The sequence below is a fragment of the Alkalihalobacillus sp. TS-13 genome (assembly GCF_019720915.1).
In the GTDB taxonomy this organism is placed as follows: domain Bacteria; phylum Bacillota; class Bacilli; order Bacillales; family Fictibacillaceae; genus Pseudalkalibacillus.
Genome location: NZ_JAHKSI010000001.1, coordinates 3,314,055 through 3,329,918, shown reverse-complemented (window position 1 = coordinate 3,329,918; position 15,864 = coordinate 3,314,055). Strand labels below are relative to the sequence as shown.

At 43.8% G+C, this 15,864-nt stretch carries 14 protein-coding genes and 1 pseudogene; 10 read left to right on the top strand and 5 right to left on the bottom strand.

What is annotated here, in order from left to right:
* The first annotated feature begins 168 nt into the window (after window positions 1–168).
* Window positions 169–564, top strand: a complete 396-nt coding sequence (locus KOL94_RS15840) for a DnaJ family domain-containing protein (RefSeq protein ID WP_221567350.1) — start codon at window positions 169–171, stop codon at window positions 562–564.
* Window positions 565–849: 285 nt separating this feature from the next.
* Here KOL94_RS15840 and KOL94_RS15835 read toward each other — a convergent pair whose 3' ends face one another.
* Both KOL94_RS15835 and KOL94_RS15830 read right to left on the bottom strand, forming a co-directional pair.
* Window positions 850–1,695 (bottom strand): glycerophosphodiester phosphodiesterase, encoded by an 846-nt coding sequence (locus KOL94_RS15835; protein ID WP_221567349.1) that lies wholly within the window; start codon window positions 1,693–1,695, stop codon window positions 850–852.
* 234 nt (window positions 1,696–1,929) lie between these two features.
* Window positions 1,930–3,240, bottom strand: a complete 1,311-nt coding sequence (locus KOL94_RS15830; protein ID WP_221567348.1) for an NCS2 family permease — start codon at window positions 3,238–3,240, stop codon at window positions 1,930–1,932.
* Between the two features lie 189 nt (window positions 3,241–3,429).
* Between KOL94_RS15830 and KOL94_RS15825 the strand changes: the two genes are divergently transcribed.
* On the top strand, window positions 3,430–3,966 hold the full coding sequence (locus KOL94_RS15825) for a YwhD family protein (protein ID WP_221567347.1): 537 nt from the start codon (window positions 3,430–3,432) through the stop codon (window positions 3,964–3,966).
* Window positions 3,967–4,444: 478 nt separating this feature from the next.
* Here KOL94_RS15825 and KOL94_RS15820 read toward each other — a convergent pair whose 3' ends face one another.
* Window positions 4,445–6,514: a transglycosylase domain-containing protein gene (locus tag KOL94_RS15820; protein ID WP_221567346.1), complete on the bottom strand. Its 2,070-nt coding sequence runs from the start codon at window positions 6,512–6,514 to the stop codon at window positions 4,445–4,447.
* A 493-nt stretch (window positions 6,515–7,007) separates the two neighbouring features.
* On the opposite strand from KOL94_RS15820, the gene speE reads away from it, so the two are divergent.
* The 8 genes and pseudogenes from speE to KOL94_RS15780 all read left to right on the top strand — a co-directional run bounded on the left by speE (window position 7,008) and on the right by KOL94_RS15780 (window position 13,766).
* Entirely contained in the window at window positions 7,008–7,835 is an 828-nt protein-coding gene (speE, locus tag KOL94_RS15815; protein ID WP_221567345.1) for a polyamine aminopropyltransferase, read from the top strand.
* Between the two features lie 9 nt (window positions 7,836–7,844).
* Window positions 7,845–8,717 carry an agmatinase gene (gene speB / locus KOL94_RS15810; protein WP_221567344.1) on the top strand — a complete coding sequence of 291 codons (873 nt, stop codon included), beginning with the start codon at window positions 7,845–7,847 and terminating at the stop codon, window positions 8,715–8,717.
* A 427-nt stretch (window positions 8,718–9,144) separates the two neighbouring features.
* A pseudogene (locus KOL94_RS15805) lies at window positions 9,145–9,369 on the top strand (ATP-binding protein); the annotation flags it as partial.
* 205 nt (window positions 9,370–9,574) lie between these two features.
* Window positions 9,575–10,009 (top strand): YwiB family protein, encoded by a 435-nt coding sequence (locus KOL94_RS15800; protein ID WP_221567342.1) that lies wholly within the window; start codon window positions 9,575–9,577, stop codon window positions 10,007–10,009.
* A complete protein-coding gene (argS, locus tag KOL94_RS15795; protein WP_221567341.1) occupies window positions 10,006–11,676 on the top strand; it encodes an arginine--tRNA ligase in 1,671 nt (556 codons plus the stop codon). Before KOL94_RS15800 ends, argS begins: the two co-directional genes overlap by 4 nt.
* A 531-nt stretch (window positions 11,677–12,207) precedes the next feature.
* On the top strand, window positions 12,208–12,381 hold the full coding sequence (locus KOL94_RS15790) for a XapX domain-containing protein (RefSeq protein ID WP_221567340.1): 174 nt from the start codon (window positions 12,208–12,210) through the stop codon (window positions 12,379–12,381).
* Between the two features lie 84 nt (window positions 12,382–12,465).
* On the top strand, window positions 12,466–13,263 hold the full coding sequence (locus tag KOL94_RS15785; protein WP_221567339.1) for an alpha/beta fold hydrolase: 798 nt from the start codon (window positions 12,466–12,468) through the stop codon (window positions 13,261–13,263).
* Between the two features lie 32 nt (window positions 13,264–13,295).
* A complete protein-coding gene (locus tag KOL94_RS15780) occupies window positions 13,296–13,766 on the top strand; it encodes an RDD family protein (protein ID WP_221567338.1) in 471 nt (156 codons plus the stop codon).
* On the opposite strand, the gene KOL94_RS15775 is transcribed toward KOL94_RS15780, so the two are convergent.
* Both KOL94_RS15775 and cls read right to left on the bottom strand, forming a co-directional pair.
* Window positions 13,767–14,000: a ZIP family metal transporter gene (locus KOL94_RS15775; protein ID WP_221567337.1), complete on the bottom strand. Its 234-nt coding sequence runs from the start codon at window positions 13,998–14,000 to the stop codon at window positions 13,767–13,769.
* A 559-nt stretch (window positions 14,001–14,559) separates the two neighbouring features.
* On the bottom strand, window positions 14,560–15,744 hold the full coding sequence (gene cls, locus KOL94_RS15770; protein WP_221567336.1) for a cardiolipin synthase: 1,185 nt from the start codon (window positions 15,742–15,744) through the stop codon (window positions 14,560–14,562).
* Window positions 15,745–15,864 lie beyond the last annotated feature (120 nt).

The window sequence follows — 15,864 nt, the reverse complement described above, 5'->3', positions numbered from 1 at the left end:
ATTAAATTTAAAAGGTGATTGCTTATAGAAATTTTTTATAGTGAAATTCGCGGAACTCCAGTGGGAATAGCGAAAAATTCACTTGATTGCCAAAAATAGTATGAGGAGATTCATGCTCCATCCCGTATTACTACTAATAAGAATAATTTTTAGTAGGGAGGGATCGACGTGAGTAAGGAAAATGAAGGTAAGAAAAAGTCGGAAGTCGATGAAATCCAATATTCCGATCTGATTGGTGATATCATCAAACGGGCTGAACAGGAAGGTGCTTTCGAGAACTTGAAAGGGAAAGGTAAACCGCTGAAGTTGGATGGGGACCATTCGTATAATCCTGACCGCCTGTTGAATAAGGTGATGAAGGACAATAATATCCTACCGCCATGGATCCAGATGGATAAGGAAATTGAACGGATGAAAGAAGAATTGGCGTCATATTCTAGTGAATATAACATCCGGAAGTCTGTCGAGGAAATCAACAAGAAGATTTTCAATTACAACCTGACCTGCCCTCCAACTGCACAGAAACGAAAATTGAAACTGGAGGATTACTTGCCAGCGGAATAAGATGCGTTTTGTAGATAAATCTTTGTTTTTGTAGATAATTTTATTTTTTGCATTTACCCCTCAATTTTTGTAGATAACATCTAGTTTACGTATACATGGCCGGAAGCATCTTCACTTTGGGGTCCCGACAGGCTCATTTTTTCCCACAAGTACAGCTGATTTCGTGAATTCAACATAGAAATTACCTATTTCCAATCAAAAAAGACCTGAATGGAAGCATTTTCTTCCATCAGGTCTTTTTCCTTTTAACTCCGGTCAGCGTTCATCAAGTTTTGACGAGAGAACTTACTGCTTTTTGTAATTCCTTGGCACATAATCCGGATAATCACTGATAATGCCGTCTACACCTGCATCAAGAAGCGGCTGGACGTCTTCTTTTGCGCGGACCGTCCAGGGCATGACACCCATGTCGAGAGCGTGAATACGGTCGACTAAAGCACGATCGATTTGATTTTTGTGCGGATTCACGTAATCGGCATACGACTTGAATTCATGCAAGGATTCATCTGTAAGGTCCAGATAGTTGGAAGTAAGCACACCGATCGGCACTTCAGGTAAAAGGTTGTGGAAGGTCTTCATCGAATTGAAATCAAAAGACTGTACAATGACTGAATTGTTTTCTGGCTTATCCATATTCCGTTCCTTCAATGCTTCAGCCACTTTTTCTTCAATTCCAGGGTAGTTAGAAGGGGCCTTCAGTTCAATCAAGAGTTTTGTTTTACCACGCATTCCATCCAACACATCTTCAAATGTCGGAATCGGTTCACCTTCAAATTCGGGTGCAAACCAGCTCCCTGCATCAAGAGCCCGAAGCTCTTCATATGTAAGGTCATTTACTTTTCCTGTGCCGTCAGTTGTCCGGTCTACAGTAGTATCATGAATGACGACGAGTTCCCCATCCTTGCTCATCTGGACATCCAATTCCACGTAATCTGCTTTCATCTCAAACGCTTTTCGGAAAGCAGCCATCGTATTTTCAGGTGCATAGCCTGCAGCTCCGCGATGTGCCACATTTTCAACATGCTCATGACTTTCAGCAGATGCACGTTCGAGCGGTAACGCCAGAAGAACTGCAACAATAGAAAAAGTAAACAATGCCATTGCGAATCTTTTTTCTGTAAAAGTAAACATACGCTCATCCCCATTCAGGTAAGTTTTAAAATACAGTTCCTACAATAACGGGGGTCTTTTAACCTGGTATGAACCTGAATATAATTTTTATGGATGAAATAGGGTACAAAGGCCGAGAGTTTGTTAAGGGGATGTTGAATATAGGTAATTCGTGGCAATAACGCAACAAACTAGCTTCATAAAATAGGCAAAAGGAAAGGAATCGCACATAAGCGATTCCTTTGATCAACTCTATTAATGCGGCACATACGCCAATTGGATGAAGAATAATACGGCGAATAGTATAACAAGAGGATGGACTTCACGCCATTTGCCTCGTACAATTTTCAAAAGCGGATAAGAAATAAATCCGAGCGCAATTCCTGTTGCAATGCTTGATGTAAGTGGCATCGTCAATATGATCAGGAATGCCGGGAATGATTCGTCAAAGGTGTTCCAATCGATTTTCGAAAGGCTTGACAGCATGAAGCTACCGACGATGATCAGAGTTGGAGCCGTGATTGCAGCTAATCCTGAGATCGCACCTACGAGTGGAGCGAAAAACATCGCGACGATGAACAGGAACGCAACGACCATATTCGTCATTCCGGTACGACCGCCTGCAGCAACACCTGAGGACGACTCGATATAGGCACTGGTCGGGCTTGTACCGAAAATCGCTCCGACAGAAGTAGCGACAGAATCAGCAAGCAGCGCTTGACGTGCACGCGGCATTTTATTTCCTTTCATCAAGCCGGCTTGTTCAGCTACCCCGATCATCGTACCGGTCGTATCAAAAATCGTAACGAGTAGGAATGAAAATACGACTGCATAAAGACCATAGGTGAACATATCCGCGATAGCTGTAATTGGGCTTCCGAAAATGAAAGCATCCGGCATTGATGGTAATCCAACGACGCCATCCTTAAACTCAAGCTGTCCAGTGAAATAAGCGATTGTTCCAGTGACAACCATCCCCAAGAACAAGGCTCCGTTCACATTCAATGCCATCAGGATCAGTGTTACAGCTAGTCCAACTAAAGTTAAAATGACCTGCGGCGAATGGAGATCCCCTAATCCGACAAGGTTTTGTGGATGGGAAACGACAAGACCGGTCAGTCTAAGACCTATGAAAGCGATGAATAATCCGATTCCTGCAGTGATTCCATGCTTCAGGTTCGAAGGGATCGCCTCAATTAGTTTTTCACGGAAAGGTGTCAGCGATAGGATCACGAACAAAATACCAGCAATGAATACTGCCCCGAACGCTACTTCATAGGAGACACCCATACCACCGACGACAGAATACGCAAAGTAGGCATTCAAACCCATTCCAGGCGCGATCGCGATCGGATAGTTGGCGAACAATCCCATCCAAAGCGTTCCCACGACAGTCGCAATAATCGTCGCCATGAAAACAGCATCGAAGGGTGCGCCAGCCTCACTTAAAATACCCGGGTTAACGACAACGATGTAAACCATGGTCAAAAATGTCGTCAAACCAGCAATTAATTCGGTTTTAACGTTAGTTTGGTTTTCTTGTAGCTTAAAAAAGTTGGTAAACATAAGAAATACCCCCAAAATACGAACATTTATAATAACCATCCATAATAATATTCGTTTTTAATTCAGAATGCAAGAGGTAATCCGTAATCATTCATAAGAATTGAATAGTATGATAAGATAAAACCATACATTTAAGAGGATGTTCGCTTTAGAACATATACTTATAGATGATAATAGGAGGTTTTGGACGTGAAAGATCTCTTTGAAAACAATAATAACGATGGCGGTAAAAAGCCGAAGAAAAAACAAGGATTTACAATATTAAGCGGAGATTCAACAGATGGACACGGCGGTTACGGTGTCGGAACAATCAACCTCAACAACCTGACGCCGATCTTTGTCGACCCTGCAGATGAAGAAGTGTTCGTCGATATGGGAGCATTGCATGCCAGAAGCTCGGTCGAGAAACGAATCAAATTTACGGCGAACCGAGAAGATGCGCCGAATCCGAAACTATACTGGCTCGTATGGGTGATGGTCGATTCTTCAAATGAAGGACCATTTTACGCTGGACTAGGAGCCTGTGAACTCCAGGTCGATGTAGAAGCAAGACGAGGTTATAAAAGTATGCCTGAACACGTGAACAATATGGATAAGGCACTTAAGAAAAAAGTCGTCGTCGACCGTATGGACGAAAAATCGAAAGCCTTGTTGAAAAAGTTTTTGATCGAGCATAACGAGGAGTTCTGGGAGCGGGCGAGTGAGGACGTGAAGAACGCCCTTTAAATCCTGTTTACAGTCTTTCTGGCAAGATGTTGTAACGGAAATTTCTTTGAACAGTTTTTGAACAAAATGTGAAAAACCTGTGCGTTGGACTCGAAATCGAGTAAAATAAAAACTAGTTTTACACACATATTTACTAGGACAGAAAAAGGGATTGGCTCATCATGAGTCAGTCCCTTTTTCAATGAGTGCAACAACTCTCTCAGAAACTGCTTTAATGTTATATAAAAGCTTTGTGAACGATTCGCGGCACGCCTGCAGGAAAAGCGAGGAGCTTTGCGGAAGTAGGTAAATGCAAGGAAGTGATGTCTAGCTCAGCGACCAGTCACTTGGACCACTTCAAACTTCCTGCGACGGCGCCAGCCTCCTCGTCCGTTTTCCAGTGACCTCCGTGCATAACAGGGTCGCTTCCGCTTTTCTATGGCCCTCGGAAAAGGAATGAATTTCGCAACAAAATAGAAAAAGCGGACGAATCCGCTTTTTAACCTCTTATCCAGTTCCAGATCTTCTTGAAAAAGCCTTTTTCCTCTGTCGATTTTGGAGAAACCGGCATTGTTTTTTCCTTATCACTAGCATCGCCTGTACAATACTTCGTAGGCTCTGTCCCTTCAATATAATACGAAAGCTTCTTTCCAGGACAGCTGTCACTCGCGAGCAAGCCTGTATCTGGATTGACATATACGCCGACCACATCCTTAGGCTTAGGGAATTGTGCGACCGGACGACCTGCCATCGCATCCTTCATGAAGTGCCCCCAAATATTTTTCGAGTAGAGGACATCATTGAACGGATGCAATGTTTTTCCTTTATCATATCCCGTCCATACTCCGGTTACGAGCTGAGGCGTATAACCGATGATCCAGTTATCGTAGTTGGTCGAACCAGTTTTCCCAGCTGTCGGGCGATCAATCAAACTGTTGATGGAAGCACCGGTGACTCGTGTATAGTCATTAAGACGTTCATCGAAAACACCTTTCATCATGTCAGTCATCACATACGCGTATTCCGGCTCGACGACTTGCTTTTTCTCAACATCTTGCTCGTACACGACGTCTCCTTTATAGTCGACGACCTTTTTGATGAATCTTGGTTCGGTTTTTACACCATTGTTCGCAAATACACTGTATGCGGATGTCATCTCAAGGACCCCGACAGGCTTTGTACCGAGTGCTAACGAAGGGATCGGAGCCAAATCGCTTTTTATACCAAAATCCTTGGCCGCTTCAACTAGCTGTTCTGGACCGATGAAGATGTTGGTCTTGACTGCATAAACGTTGTCAGAAACAGCAACCGCTTGAGCTAAGGTAATGTTGTCATTGGCATAATGGTTGCCGAAATTTTCTGGTGTATACTGATTCTCTTCTCCTTCAAAGAACGTCGTCCGCTCGCTCATCAATAGACTAGAAGGTGTAAACCCATTCTTCAAGGCAGCGGTATAAAGAAATGGTTTGAATGTGGATCCAGGTGCTCGCCGTGCCTGGGTCGCGCGATTATAGGCGCTCTCCAGGTAATCCCTGCCGCCGACCATCGCTTTGACATCGCCTGATCTCGGATCGAGGGCGACCATGCCAACTTGTATATTCGAGGTTCTTGGAATCGATTCTTCAACCCAGTGCTCTGCTTTTTCCTGTAATTCCGGATCCAGGGTTGTATAGACGTGGTATCCGCCCAGCTCTACTTCATCAGCTTCCAATCCGATTTTATTTTTCAAAAGGTATTCGACTTCATCCTGAAAGTAAGCTGCTTTTTCAACCGGCAAGTTCGTTTTCCCCACGACTTTTAAAGGCTCTTCGTAGGCGTCAGTTGCTTCTTTTGCACTTACTGCCCCTGTTGCGACCATTGCATCCAGCACAATCTTCTGACGTTTTTTTGCACGATCCATATTGACGACTGGACTATAATAAGATGGGCCTTTAGGAATACCAGCCAGCATGCTTGATTCAGCCAGGTTCAAATCTTTCGCGGACTTCCCGTAGTAATATTGAGATGCTGCTTCGATCCCGTAATTCCCATGGCCGTAATAGATGGTGTTTAAATAACCCTGCAGGATTTCCTCTTTCGTATAATTGGCTTCAATCCTTGCTGCATAGATCGCTTCTTTTAGCTTCCGTTCCCAGGTTTTATCTGGGGCTAGGAATAGATTCCGAGAATACTGCTGCGTGATCGTGCTCGCGCCCTGCACTTTTGAACCTGCCCGGATATCCGCTAGGATGGCAGCCGCGATCCGTTTATAATCAAAGCCATGATGGCTATAGAATCTCCTGTCCTCAACAGCCACCGTCGCTTCTGTCATATAGGGGGAGACATCGTCAAGTTTTACCCAGAAACGATTTTGGCCAAGGGGTTCATACTCTCCAATGATCGAATCATCTGATCCATAAAAGACCGTAGTCTGGGGGACTTTCAACGGTGGAGGACCAATGAGATTGATCGTGATAAGAAATATGAAACCTATCAATACAACGGGTAAGGAAAATATTAATAAAGTACGAAGCCAGAGCCAAACAATTTTCCATGTTCTCATCAAACGATCGACTGTTATGACTTCCATGACATGTCCCCCCTTTACTCAAGTTTCTCTACACGATTGGACAGAATAACTTTTCAGCAAGATGACGAATCAAATGCAGTAGAAAATTTAAGAAATAAGTATGAGTGCTATCAATGGCTCAGCCTGCACCAGGGTTGGCTTTGCCAGATTGTCTTTACTAGTATGGGAGGGTTTCAATGATTCTAAACGTTGACATGAAGGAGTTTGTTAAAATTCAGCTATAAAATTCTCTTGCAAAAATAGGGCAATCGAGTATACTTTTCTTGCACATCATGAATTTGGAAGTTTCAAATGAATGGCTGGGGAAACGGACAATAGATAATAGATTATGGAACATAGTATGAATGGATTCGAAACTGGCCAAATTCTTGTGATACAATGCGAAATAAGATTTTAAGAAGTGGCACAGTTACTTAATTGTTGATTTCTAAGAAATTTCCTAATCAAAAATAAAATTTAGCAAAGCTTAAGAAATAAAAATGAGGTGAATGGAATGGAATTATGGTATACCGAAAAGCAAACAGAGAAGTTCGGCATCACTGCGAAAATCAAGCAGACATTACATACGGAACAAACGGATTTTCAGCGTTTGGACATGATCGAAACAGAAGAGTTTGGTAACATGCTTGTCCTTGATGGTATGGTCATGACGACCCAGAAGGATGAATTTGTCTATCACGAAATGGTCGCTCACGTTCCTCTTTTTACACACCCGAATCCGAAACACGTTCTTGTTGTCGGCGGTGGAGATGGCGGTGTAATCCGCGAAGTGTTGAAGCATTCTTCTGTGGAGAAAGCAGTCCTTGTCGAAATCGATGGAAAAGTCATCGAGTATTCGAAAAAGTATCTGCCTGAAATTGCTGGGGACCTGGATGATCCACGTGTTGACGTTCAAGTGGATGACGGATTCATGCACATCGCGAAAAGTGAAAACGAGTACGATGTCATCATGGTCGATTCGACTGAGCCGGTCGGTCCAGCAGCTAAATTGTTTGAAAAAGGTTTCTATGAAGGGATTTCAAAAGCCTTGAAAGAAGACGGTGTATTCGTTGCGCAGACCGACAACCCTTGGTTTAAAGCGGATCTCATTTCTCAAGTGCACCGTGATGTGAAAGAGATTTTCCCTGTAACGCGGCTTTATACCGCGAACATCCCGACATATCCAAGCGGTTTGTGGACGTTCACAATCGGATCGAAAGTACAAGATCCTTTGAAAGTGGATGAAGAACGTTTTCATGAGATCGACACGAAGTACTATACAAAAGAATTGCATACAGCCGCATTCACACTCCCTAAATTCGTCCGGGACTTAGTTAAGTAGGAGGCAGCCATGCGATTTGAAGAAGCTTATTCAGGAAATGTGTTCATAAAGAGTCATCCTAGTTTCGAAGACAGTGAAGCGGTCATTTACGGGATGCCCATGGACTGGACGGTCAGCTTCCGTCCTGGTTCACGATTCGGTCCTGCTAAAATCCGTGAAGTCTCACTCGGCCTCGAAGAATATAGCCCGTACATGGATCGTGAGCTTGAGGAAGTACGATTTTACGATGCAGGGGACATTCCGCTGCCGTTCGGAAATCCGCAGCGCAGTATCGATATGATCGAGGAATATGTAGGGAAAATTTTAGATGCGGGGAAGTTTCCGCTCGGAATCGGCGGGGAGCACCTCGTTTCATGGCCGGTCTTTAAAGCACTCCATAAAAAGTACGAGAATTTTGCAGTCATCCATATCGATGCCCATACGGATCTGCGCGAAGACTACGAAGGGGAACCTTTATCCCATTCGACACCGATTCGAAAAGCAAGTGAGCTCATCGGACCGGAGAATGTCTATTCGTTCGGAATCCGTTCAGGAATGAAAGAGGAATTCCAGTATGCGAAAGAGTCAGGCATGTATCTGGCGAAATTCGATGTGGCAGAACCGTTGAAGACAGTACTGCCACAGCTTGCTGGTCGCAATGTGTATGTGACGATCGATATCGATGTGCTCGACCCTGCGCATGCACCAGGAACAGGAACAGCGGAAGCGGGTGGCATCACTTCGAAAGAACTTTTGGAAGCGATCGTGTTGATTGCAAAGTCAGATGTGAAAGTTATCGGTGCAGACCTTGTCGAAGTCGCACCGGTTTATGATCATTCCGAACAAACGCCAATCGCCGCAAGCAAATTCATTAGAGAAATGCTTCTAGGCTGGGTGAAATAAGTTTGTTTGAGTTTGAAGCCCTTTTAGAAAGATGAACTCTTTCTGGAAGGGTTTTTTCATATCATGTCATGCTGGAAAGGTTAGCCTGTGCCCAGCGAAATTTGCGGCAAGGAAGTTTACGGACACCAGAGCCGTTATTTGCTTCGAAAGACCATGTTTTTTAACAATAGCGGACACCAGAGACCTTATTATCCCGAAATCTTTGGAAAACAAGGGTCTTTTTCCAAAATAGCGTCCCTGGTGTCCGCTAATTTTCCGAAACCCTCCAATTTGCCACAAATAACGTCTGTAGTGTCCGTTAATTTTTGAATGACGTCTGATCACCGCGAGAAACAACAATTTTCAACCAATATTATTGCTTTATGACAAATGGGAAGTACGGGAAGGAGATTCATTGCAAGGTCTAATTAGTTAGGTGGCGATATATAATTGGTTGCTTGTCAGAATCAAAGACCAGGGTCCGGGCATTCCAAAGGACCGCATGTCGAGACTCGGAGAACCTTTTTATACGACAAAAGAAAAAGGCACAGGCTTGGGATTGATGGTCAGTTTCAAGATCATCAAGGATCATAAAGGAACGATCCATTTTTCCAGCAGTGACGAGGAAGGTACCACAGTAGAGGTAGTCCTGCCACTTCCAGTTGAAGGTTAATGGATATCCTTGCATATCGCTACCCGATACGGGAGCGATTTCCCGCGTATCGCCCCCCGATACGGAGCAGAAATCACCCGATAAGAAGAATAGAGTTTAATTTATAGTAAAATTTTCCGATGAAACGTCTTAACGCTGAACCTTGAAAGAGGAGGCGCTTTTTTATTATAATGGGTAAGTTAATGAAGAGAAGGATGTGAACAGTGTGGATATAACGATACCTATCGAAGTGGATCTACATACGAAAATCACCGAGTCAGGTGCAACAGAAGATACTTCATTATCTTCGAGTGGAACGTTATACAGGAAAAATGATACTGTCTACCTTCGCTATGAAGAAGTAATCAATGGGACGGACAAAGTGAACACGACGATAAAAATTCAAAACGATGATATCACCATCATCCGCCAAGGAGCAGTTTCGATGCGACAGCGGTTCGCGCCAGGAGTTGAGAAGGAAGGTACCTATGAAAGCCCTTATGGTCCGATCCAGATCGCTACCCGGACGGAGAAGGTGGATTTCGATTGGAACGAAGCAGAAAAGAAGGGTCATTTATCATTGGATTATCAGGTGCTCTTCCAGGGTGAAGAGTCCGGTTACCACCAAATGCTTATCAAGCTGAGAGGGGAAGAAAGATGACGATTGTAGAACAGGTGAAGGAACAATTGAAAAACGAAATCGCCGATTCGGTCGTAAAAGCAGGTTTAGCAGCAGAAGATCAGCTCCCAGAAGTCGTTCTTGAACTTCCGAAGAACAAGGATCATGGAGATTTTGCGACGAACATGGCGATGCAGCTCGCCCGTATTGCAAAAAAAGCACCACGCCAGATCGCTGAAGAAATAGTTGCGAACTTCGATCAGACGAAAGCATCGATTGAAAAAATCGAAATTGCAGGACCTGGTTTCATCAATTTTTACCTGGACAACCACTACTTGACAGGCCTGATCCCTGCAATCATCGAAGCAGGCGATAAATACGGGGAGACTGAAACAGGACAGAGCAAGAAGGTCCAGATCGAATTCGTTTCCGCAAACCCGACCGGAAGCCTGCATCTCGGTCATGCACGCGGAGCAGCCGTAGGAGATACTCTTTGTAACATACTCGATAAAGCAGGTTATGATGTTTCACGGGAATATTATATCAATGATGCCGGGAATCAAATTCACAATCTGGCATTATCCCTTGAAGCCCGTTATCTAGAGGCACTCGGCCATGAAGCTGAGATGCCGGAAGACGGATACTACGGCAAAGATATCATCAAGTTTGCAGAAGAGGTAGCAGAAAAGGATGGCGACAAATATGTCACCTTGAACCAGGAAGAACGCTTACGATTCTTCTTGGAATATGGACTTGAAAAACAGCTTGAGAAAATCAAGGAAGATCTGGCAGCATTCCGTGTCCTTTTCGATGAATGGTATTCAGAAACATCTCTCTATACATCTGGTAAAATCGATGAAACACTTGAATTGCTGAAGGAAAAAGACGTCACCTATGAGAAAGATGGCGCGATGTGGTTCAGGACAACCGATTATGGAGACGACAAAGATCGGGTACTGATCAAAAATGATGGGACTTATACGTATTTGACACCTGACATGGCGTATCACTTCGATAAGTTCAAGCGAGGCTTTGAAACAGTGATCAATATATGGGGTGCAGACCATCACGGTTATATCCCGCGTATGAAGGCTGCAGTTGAGGCGCTTGGCTATGAGCGTGAACAGCTCGAAGTACAGATCATCCAGCTGGTCAGTCTTTTCCAAAACGGTGAAAAAGTGAAGATGAGTAAACGGACTGGTAAAGCTGTCACGTTAAGGGAACTGATGGATGAAGTCGGTGTTGATGCAATGCGGTATTTCTTCGCAATGCGCAGCTCCGATTCCCATCTCGATTTCGATATGGATCTTGCTGTATCCCGTTCAAACGAAAACCCGGTCTATTACATCCAATATGCGCATGCCCGCGTATGCAGCATGCTTCGTCAAGGAAAAGAAAAAGGATATTCATTCGAAGAACAAGTGGACTTTTCCACGATTCGCTCGGAAAAAGAATATGATCTGTTGAAAAAATTAGGTGAGTTTCCTGAAGCGGTAGAAGAGGCTGCATTGTCCTTGTCGACGCAACGGATGACGAACTATTTGTTTGAGCTTGCATCGACACTCCACAGCTTTTATAACGCAGAACGGGTTCTTGATGATGAAAACCCTGAACAAAGCAAGGCAAGATATGCATTGATGAAAGCAGTGCAGCAAACGATCAAGAACGGAACAGAATTGATTGGTGTTTCCGCTCCAGAAAAAATGTAAGGACATATTTCACAATGCTCTCTGTCATACTAAATGACAGGGAGCATTATCTTTTTAAAGAAAGCCTTTGTGAAATTGTAATGTTGATAAATTGAGAATTTTCTTAAGTGAAATTCGCGACACTCCAGCGGGAAAGGCGAGCCAGGCGAGACCGCACAGTTTTAAAAGGATTTTCGACTTATAATAATGAACTTCGACTAAATACCACCACGTCCTATGGTGAACGTTGAAAAACAGTACATCCTATACAAGTACGTCCTGTGTGTGAACGTCGAAGTCAGCAGAAGGTATCGAGATCCTGTGCAAGTGAGGAGGCTTGCGGAGGTGGGTAATACAGGGAAGTGATGTCTTGCTCAGTCACTTGGATCACTTCAACCTTCCTGCGGCGGCGACAGCCTTCTCGTCAGTTTTCCAGTGACCTACGTGACTAATCGGGTCGCTTCCGCTTTTCGTTGCCCGCGGAAAGGGAGTGAATTTCTGAATCAACAATTACATAACAAAGCGGATGATATACACTGGAGGAGTTATCATATGAAAATTGCATTATTATCGATATTGTGCGGCTTCATTGTTGGAGTCGTATTCGCCTCATTCAAGCTTCCGATCCCTGCTCCGCCAGCACTTGCAGGCATCCTTGGGATTGTTGGAATCTATCTCGGCTATAAGTTCGTCATAACGGTAATGCCTCTGCTATTAAATGGATAACCACTGCCATCAACGTTCGCGGCCTTTGAATTGATATGAAACCAAAACGTTGTTGCAGAGCCAGATGAAAAGGGGATAACCGAGATGTCTGTTCAATTGGTATTAGACCGTAAAATAAGTGTAGAAGATAAGGGTGAGGGGATTCCGATCGTTTTCCTTCATCCTCCTGGACTTGGGAAAAGTGTGTTCATGTATCAGTCACACCTATCCTCCTCTTACCGGATCATCACCTATGATATGTGTGGGCACGGATTCAGTGACCCGGCAAATGGACAAGTCACAATCGAAAGTCTGACTGAGGAATTGCTTCGATTGCTAGATCAATTGCAAGTGGAAAAAGCGGTCATTTGTGGGTATTCGGCAGCTGGATCGGTCGTACAGCATTTTGCGATCACACATCCAGAGCGAGTTCTCGGTCTCATTTTAAGCGGAGGTTTTCCTTATGTGAAAACATTCTTGAAAGCCGAATTCCTTGCAGGGATGAAGCTATTGGAATTTTCTCCTGCTCTTCTTTCGAAAATTTTAGTGATAAGTCATGGGAAAAAGAAGGAAGAACAAGAGCTCCTGTGGAAAACAGTGAGGAAGACAAATCGGAAAAATTGGTACGATTTTTATCAAGCCTCATACACCTATTCCTGCCTGGATCAATTATCACGCATAACAGTTCCGGTACTCGTCATTTATGGAGATCGTGTCGTGCATATCAAAATCTTTGAAGAAGTGTACAGACACCATTTGCAGCAGCCACACATCGCCATCGTCAAGAATGCATTCCACGAGGTGCCGATACGTAAGTGGAACATCTTCAACCAACTAGTCCATGAATTCATCAGTTCGAAAATAAGATGCCGAAATATCTTTCCAGTCAATCGCATACAGTAGTTTAACAAGCTGTCTATTAGGAGGAGAAGCGGATGGACGAAGTGAAGAAGCATCGACGCCCTAGTGTCCAAGTATATGCATCTTTATCGCAGCGTGCATTGGCTATGATTGTAGATCTGGTTGTCGTAACGGCTCCTTTAAGTGTAATCAGTTATCTCGTTTCCGGGGCTTGGAGAGGGGACTGGATCACGGTTGGTGTAGAAATATTTTATTGGGTGATCATTCCGGTTTTGACCGGTGGATACACGATTGGAAAATGGATGGCTGGGATTCGTATCGAAATGCGTAAAGGGACCGATCCCGGAATTTTATGTATGGTCCTCCGATATGGAGTTGTTCCATTCTTTTACGTGATTTCTTTTGGGGGGCTGCTTCTCGTCAGTATAGGAATGATGATGATACGGCCTGATCGCAAATCATTGCACGATGTCATTGCGAATACAGTCGTGGTGAAAGACTCCGTTCCGAAATATGTACAACAGCACACGAAGGTGTCCGCATGATCATTGAAGCTGAATGAGAACAAGCGAGATCAGTAGACCAAGTGAAGTGATGAAACCCACGAGCGGCCCTCCTTTTTTGAAAGCCTCCGGTACCATCGTGTCAACGACCATCGCGGTGATTCCGCCAGCTGCTAAGGCTTTGATGACCGGAATCGTTTCAGGCATCGCATTCTTTAGAAATAAATAGCCGGCAAGAGCACTCAATCCTGTCGACACAAAGACGGTTGCCCACATACTGAGAATCTTCGTGTGTGAGTAACCGTTCTTTTTTAATCCGACTGTGCTGGAAAGTCCTTCAGGAAAATTGCTGATAAAAACAGCGATGAAAAACAACCAGCCGATTTTACCCTCTTGTAAAATATTGACCCCAATGATAATTGATTCCGGTATTGATTCCGCGAAAAGTATATTGCGATGATCATGGCTTTCGGTGCAGGAATCCTACTTGGAGCTGCCGCCTTTGAGCTTTTGACCGAAATGCACCAAAGAAAACTGACGAACCAGCAATTGCTCCCACAATTAATGCGAGCCACATCACACTTCATCCTTTTTGTTTAGATTTCAAAGTGAATCTTTACGATCGTTAATGTTTTAGTTACTTCTTTGAGAACAAATTTATATTATATTTAACTCACTTGTTGATTTTAACGAATTTTACGACACTCCTGTGGGAAAAGCGAGCGAGGAGAGAACCTGCAGAGAACGTGCAAGTGAGCGAGGAAGCTCTCGGTTCGCCCACGGAAAGGGAGTAAATTTCGAAGAAAATCAACATCATTATTTAACATAGCCTTATTTAAAGAAAGCGGGAGATTGAAAGTGCCAGTAATCCTTTGCCTTTTTCCAAAATTGAGCGTTTACGGAGATCCGGCAGTGTCAATCGTTCGGATTGTTGAAGATCAAACTCGAGTACCCTTTCGATCTTTTGGATGAGTGAAGTTGAAGTGAAGAGACAGTTCACTTCATTGTTCAAATAAAAGCTCCGTTTATCGAAATTCGCTGTCCCGAGATCGCAGAACTTCCGATCGATCAAGAAGACTTTGGAATGGTAGAAGCCAGGGTAATAGCGGTACACTTCAACACCAGCTGCAAGGAGGGGAAGCAGATAGGGGATCGCTGCTTCCTTCACGAAAGGGTGATCGGATCGCATTGGAATCAAGATCGTCACTCTAATCCCCTTTTTGCTTGCTTTTTTCAATGCCTGGACAAGTCTCTTCCCGGGGATAAAATATGGTGAACCGATGAAAATCGATTTTTCCGCTTCCTCGATTTTGTTCAAAAAGAAGTCTTCCATATGTTCACCGTTGGTCGCAAGCAATGCGAACTCTTCATCGCCAGTATCCTCAGTCGCTAGAGGTGTGATCTCAAGAGATTCCCCCGTTGATTCCTTCCAATCCCATTGGATCAATTTAACGAATTGCTCGACAACCTTTCCGGTCAATCTCAAATGATAGTCCCGCCAATGACCAAGCTTTGGATTTTTTCCGATGTATTCTTCACCGATGTTATACCCGCCAATATAAGCGATCGTTCCATCGACCACTGTGATTTTCCGATGGTTCCGACGGTTGAATGTATAAAAAAGAAAAGGGGGACGCGGTGGTTCGGTCTGCAATATTCTGATCCCGTAGGATTTGAGGTTCTCAAGTGTTTTTTTAGGCAATTGGTAACTTCCGATCGCATCAAACACTAAATAAACAGCCACACCCTCAGAAGCTTTCTTTTTCAAGATTTGGAACAATTCTTGCCCAAGCGGATCATTTCGGATGATATAAAACTGAACGTAAATGAAAGATTCTGCTTCCTTCAAGTCGGAAAATAATTTTGAAAAGAAAGGGACTCCCTCAGAGATCAGCTCAGCTTTTCCTCGTTCAGGGGGGAGATAGAGCTGATTCGTATCTTTTGAGTGTTTTTTCCATCCTAGATAAAAGTCGATCGATGCCCAAAGAATGAGCAATGCAATAATTACAACGATAGTCATGAACATTTTTCTCAGCACACCCCGAATTACAGACGATTTGTGCTCTTACTATTCCCAATCCAAGCCTTATCTATCAAAAAATGCGGATGAAGGCATACAAAAGAGATTTGAAATTTTTCG

Coding starts and splice junctions, on each gene's coding strand:
- KOL94_RS15830 (WP_221567348.1), bottom strand. CDS start 3,240: ATGTTTACCAACTTTTTTAAGCTACAAGAAAACCAAACTAACGTTAAA.
- speB (WP_221567344.1), top strand. CDS start 7,845: ATGCGATTTGAAGAAGCTTATTCAGGAAATGTGTTCATAAAGAGTCAT.
- cls (WP_221567336.1), bottom strand. CDS start 15,744: ATGACTATCGTTGTAATTATTGCATTGCTCATTCTTTGGGCATCGATC.
- KOL94_RS15790 (WP_221567340.1), top strand. CDS start 12,208: ATGAAAATTGCATTATTATCGATATTGTGCGGCTTCATTGTTGGAGTC.
- KOL94_RS15835 (WP_221567349.1), bottom strand. CDS start 1,695: ATGTTTACTTTTACAGAAAAAAGATTCGCAATGGCATTGTTTACTTTT.
- argS (WP_221567341.1), top strand. CDS start 10,006: ATGACGATTGTAGAACAGGTGAAGGAACAATTGAAAAACGAAATCGCC.
- KOL94_RS15785 (WP_221567339.1), top strand. CDS start 12,466: ATGTCTGTTCAATTGGTATTAGACCGTAAAATAAGTGTAGAAGATAAG.
- KOL94_RS15775 (WP_221567337.1), bottom strand. CDS start 14,000: ATGTGGGCAACCGTCTTTGTGTCGACAGGATTGAGTGCTCTTGCCGGC.
- KOL94_RS15780 (WP_221567338.1), top strand. CDS start 13,296: ATGGACGAAGTGAAGAAGCATCGACGCCCTAGTGTCCAAGTATATGCA.
- KOL94_RS15820 (WP_221567346.1), bottom strand. CDS start 6,514: ATGGAAGTCATAACAGTCGATCGTTTGATGAGAACATGGAAAATTGTT.
- speE (WP_221567345.1), top strand. CDS start 7,008: ATGGAATTATGGTATACCGAAAAGCAAACAGAGAAGTTCGGCATCACT.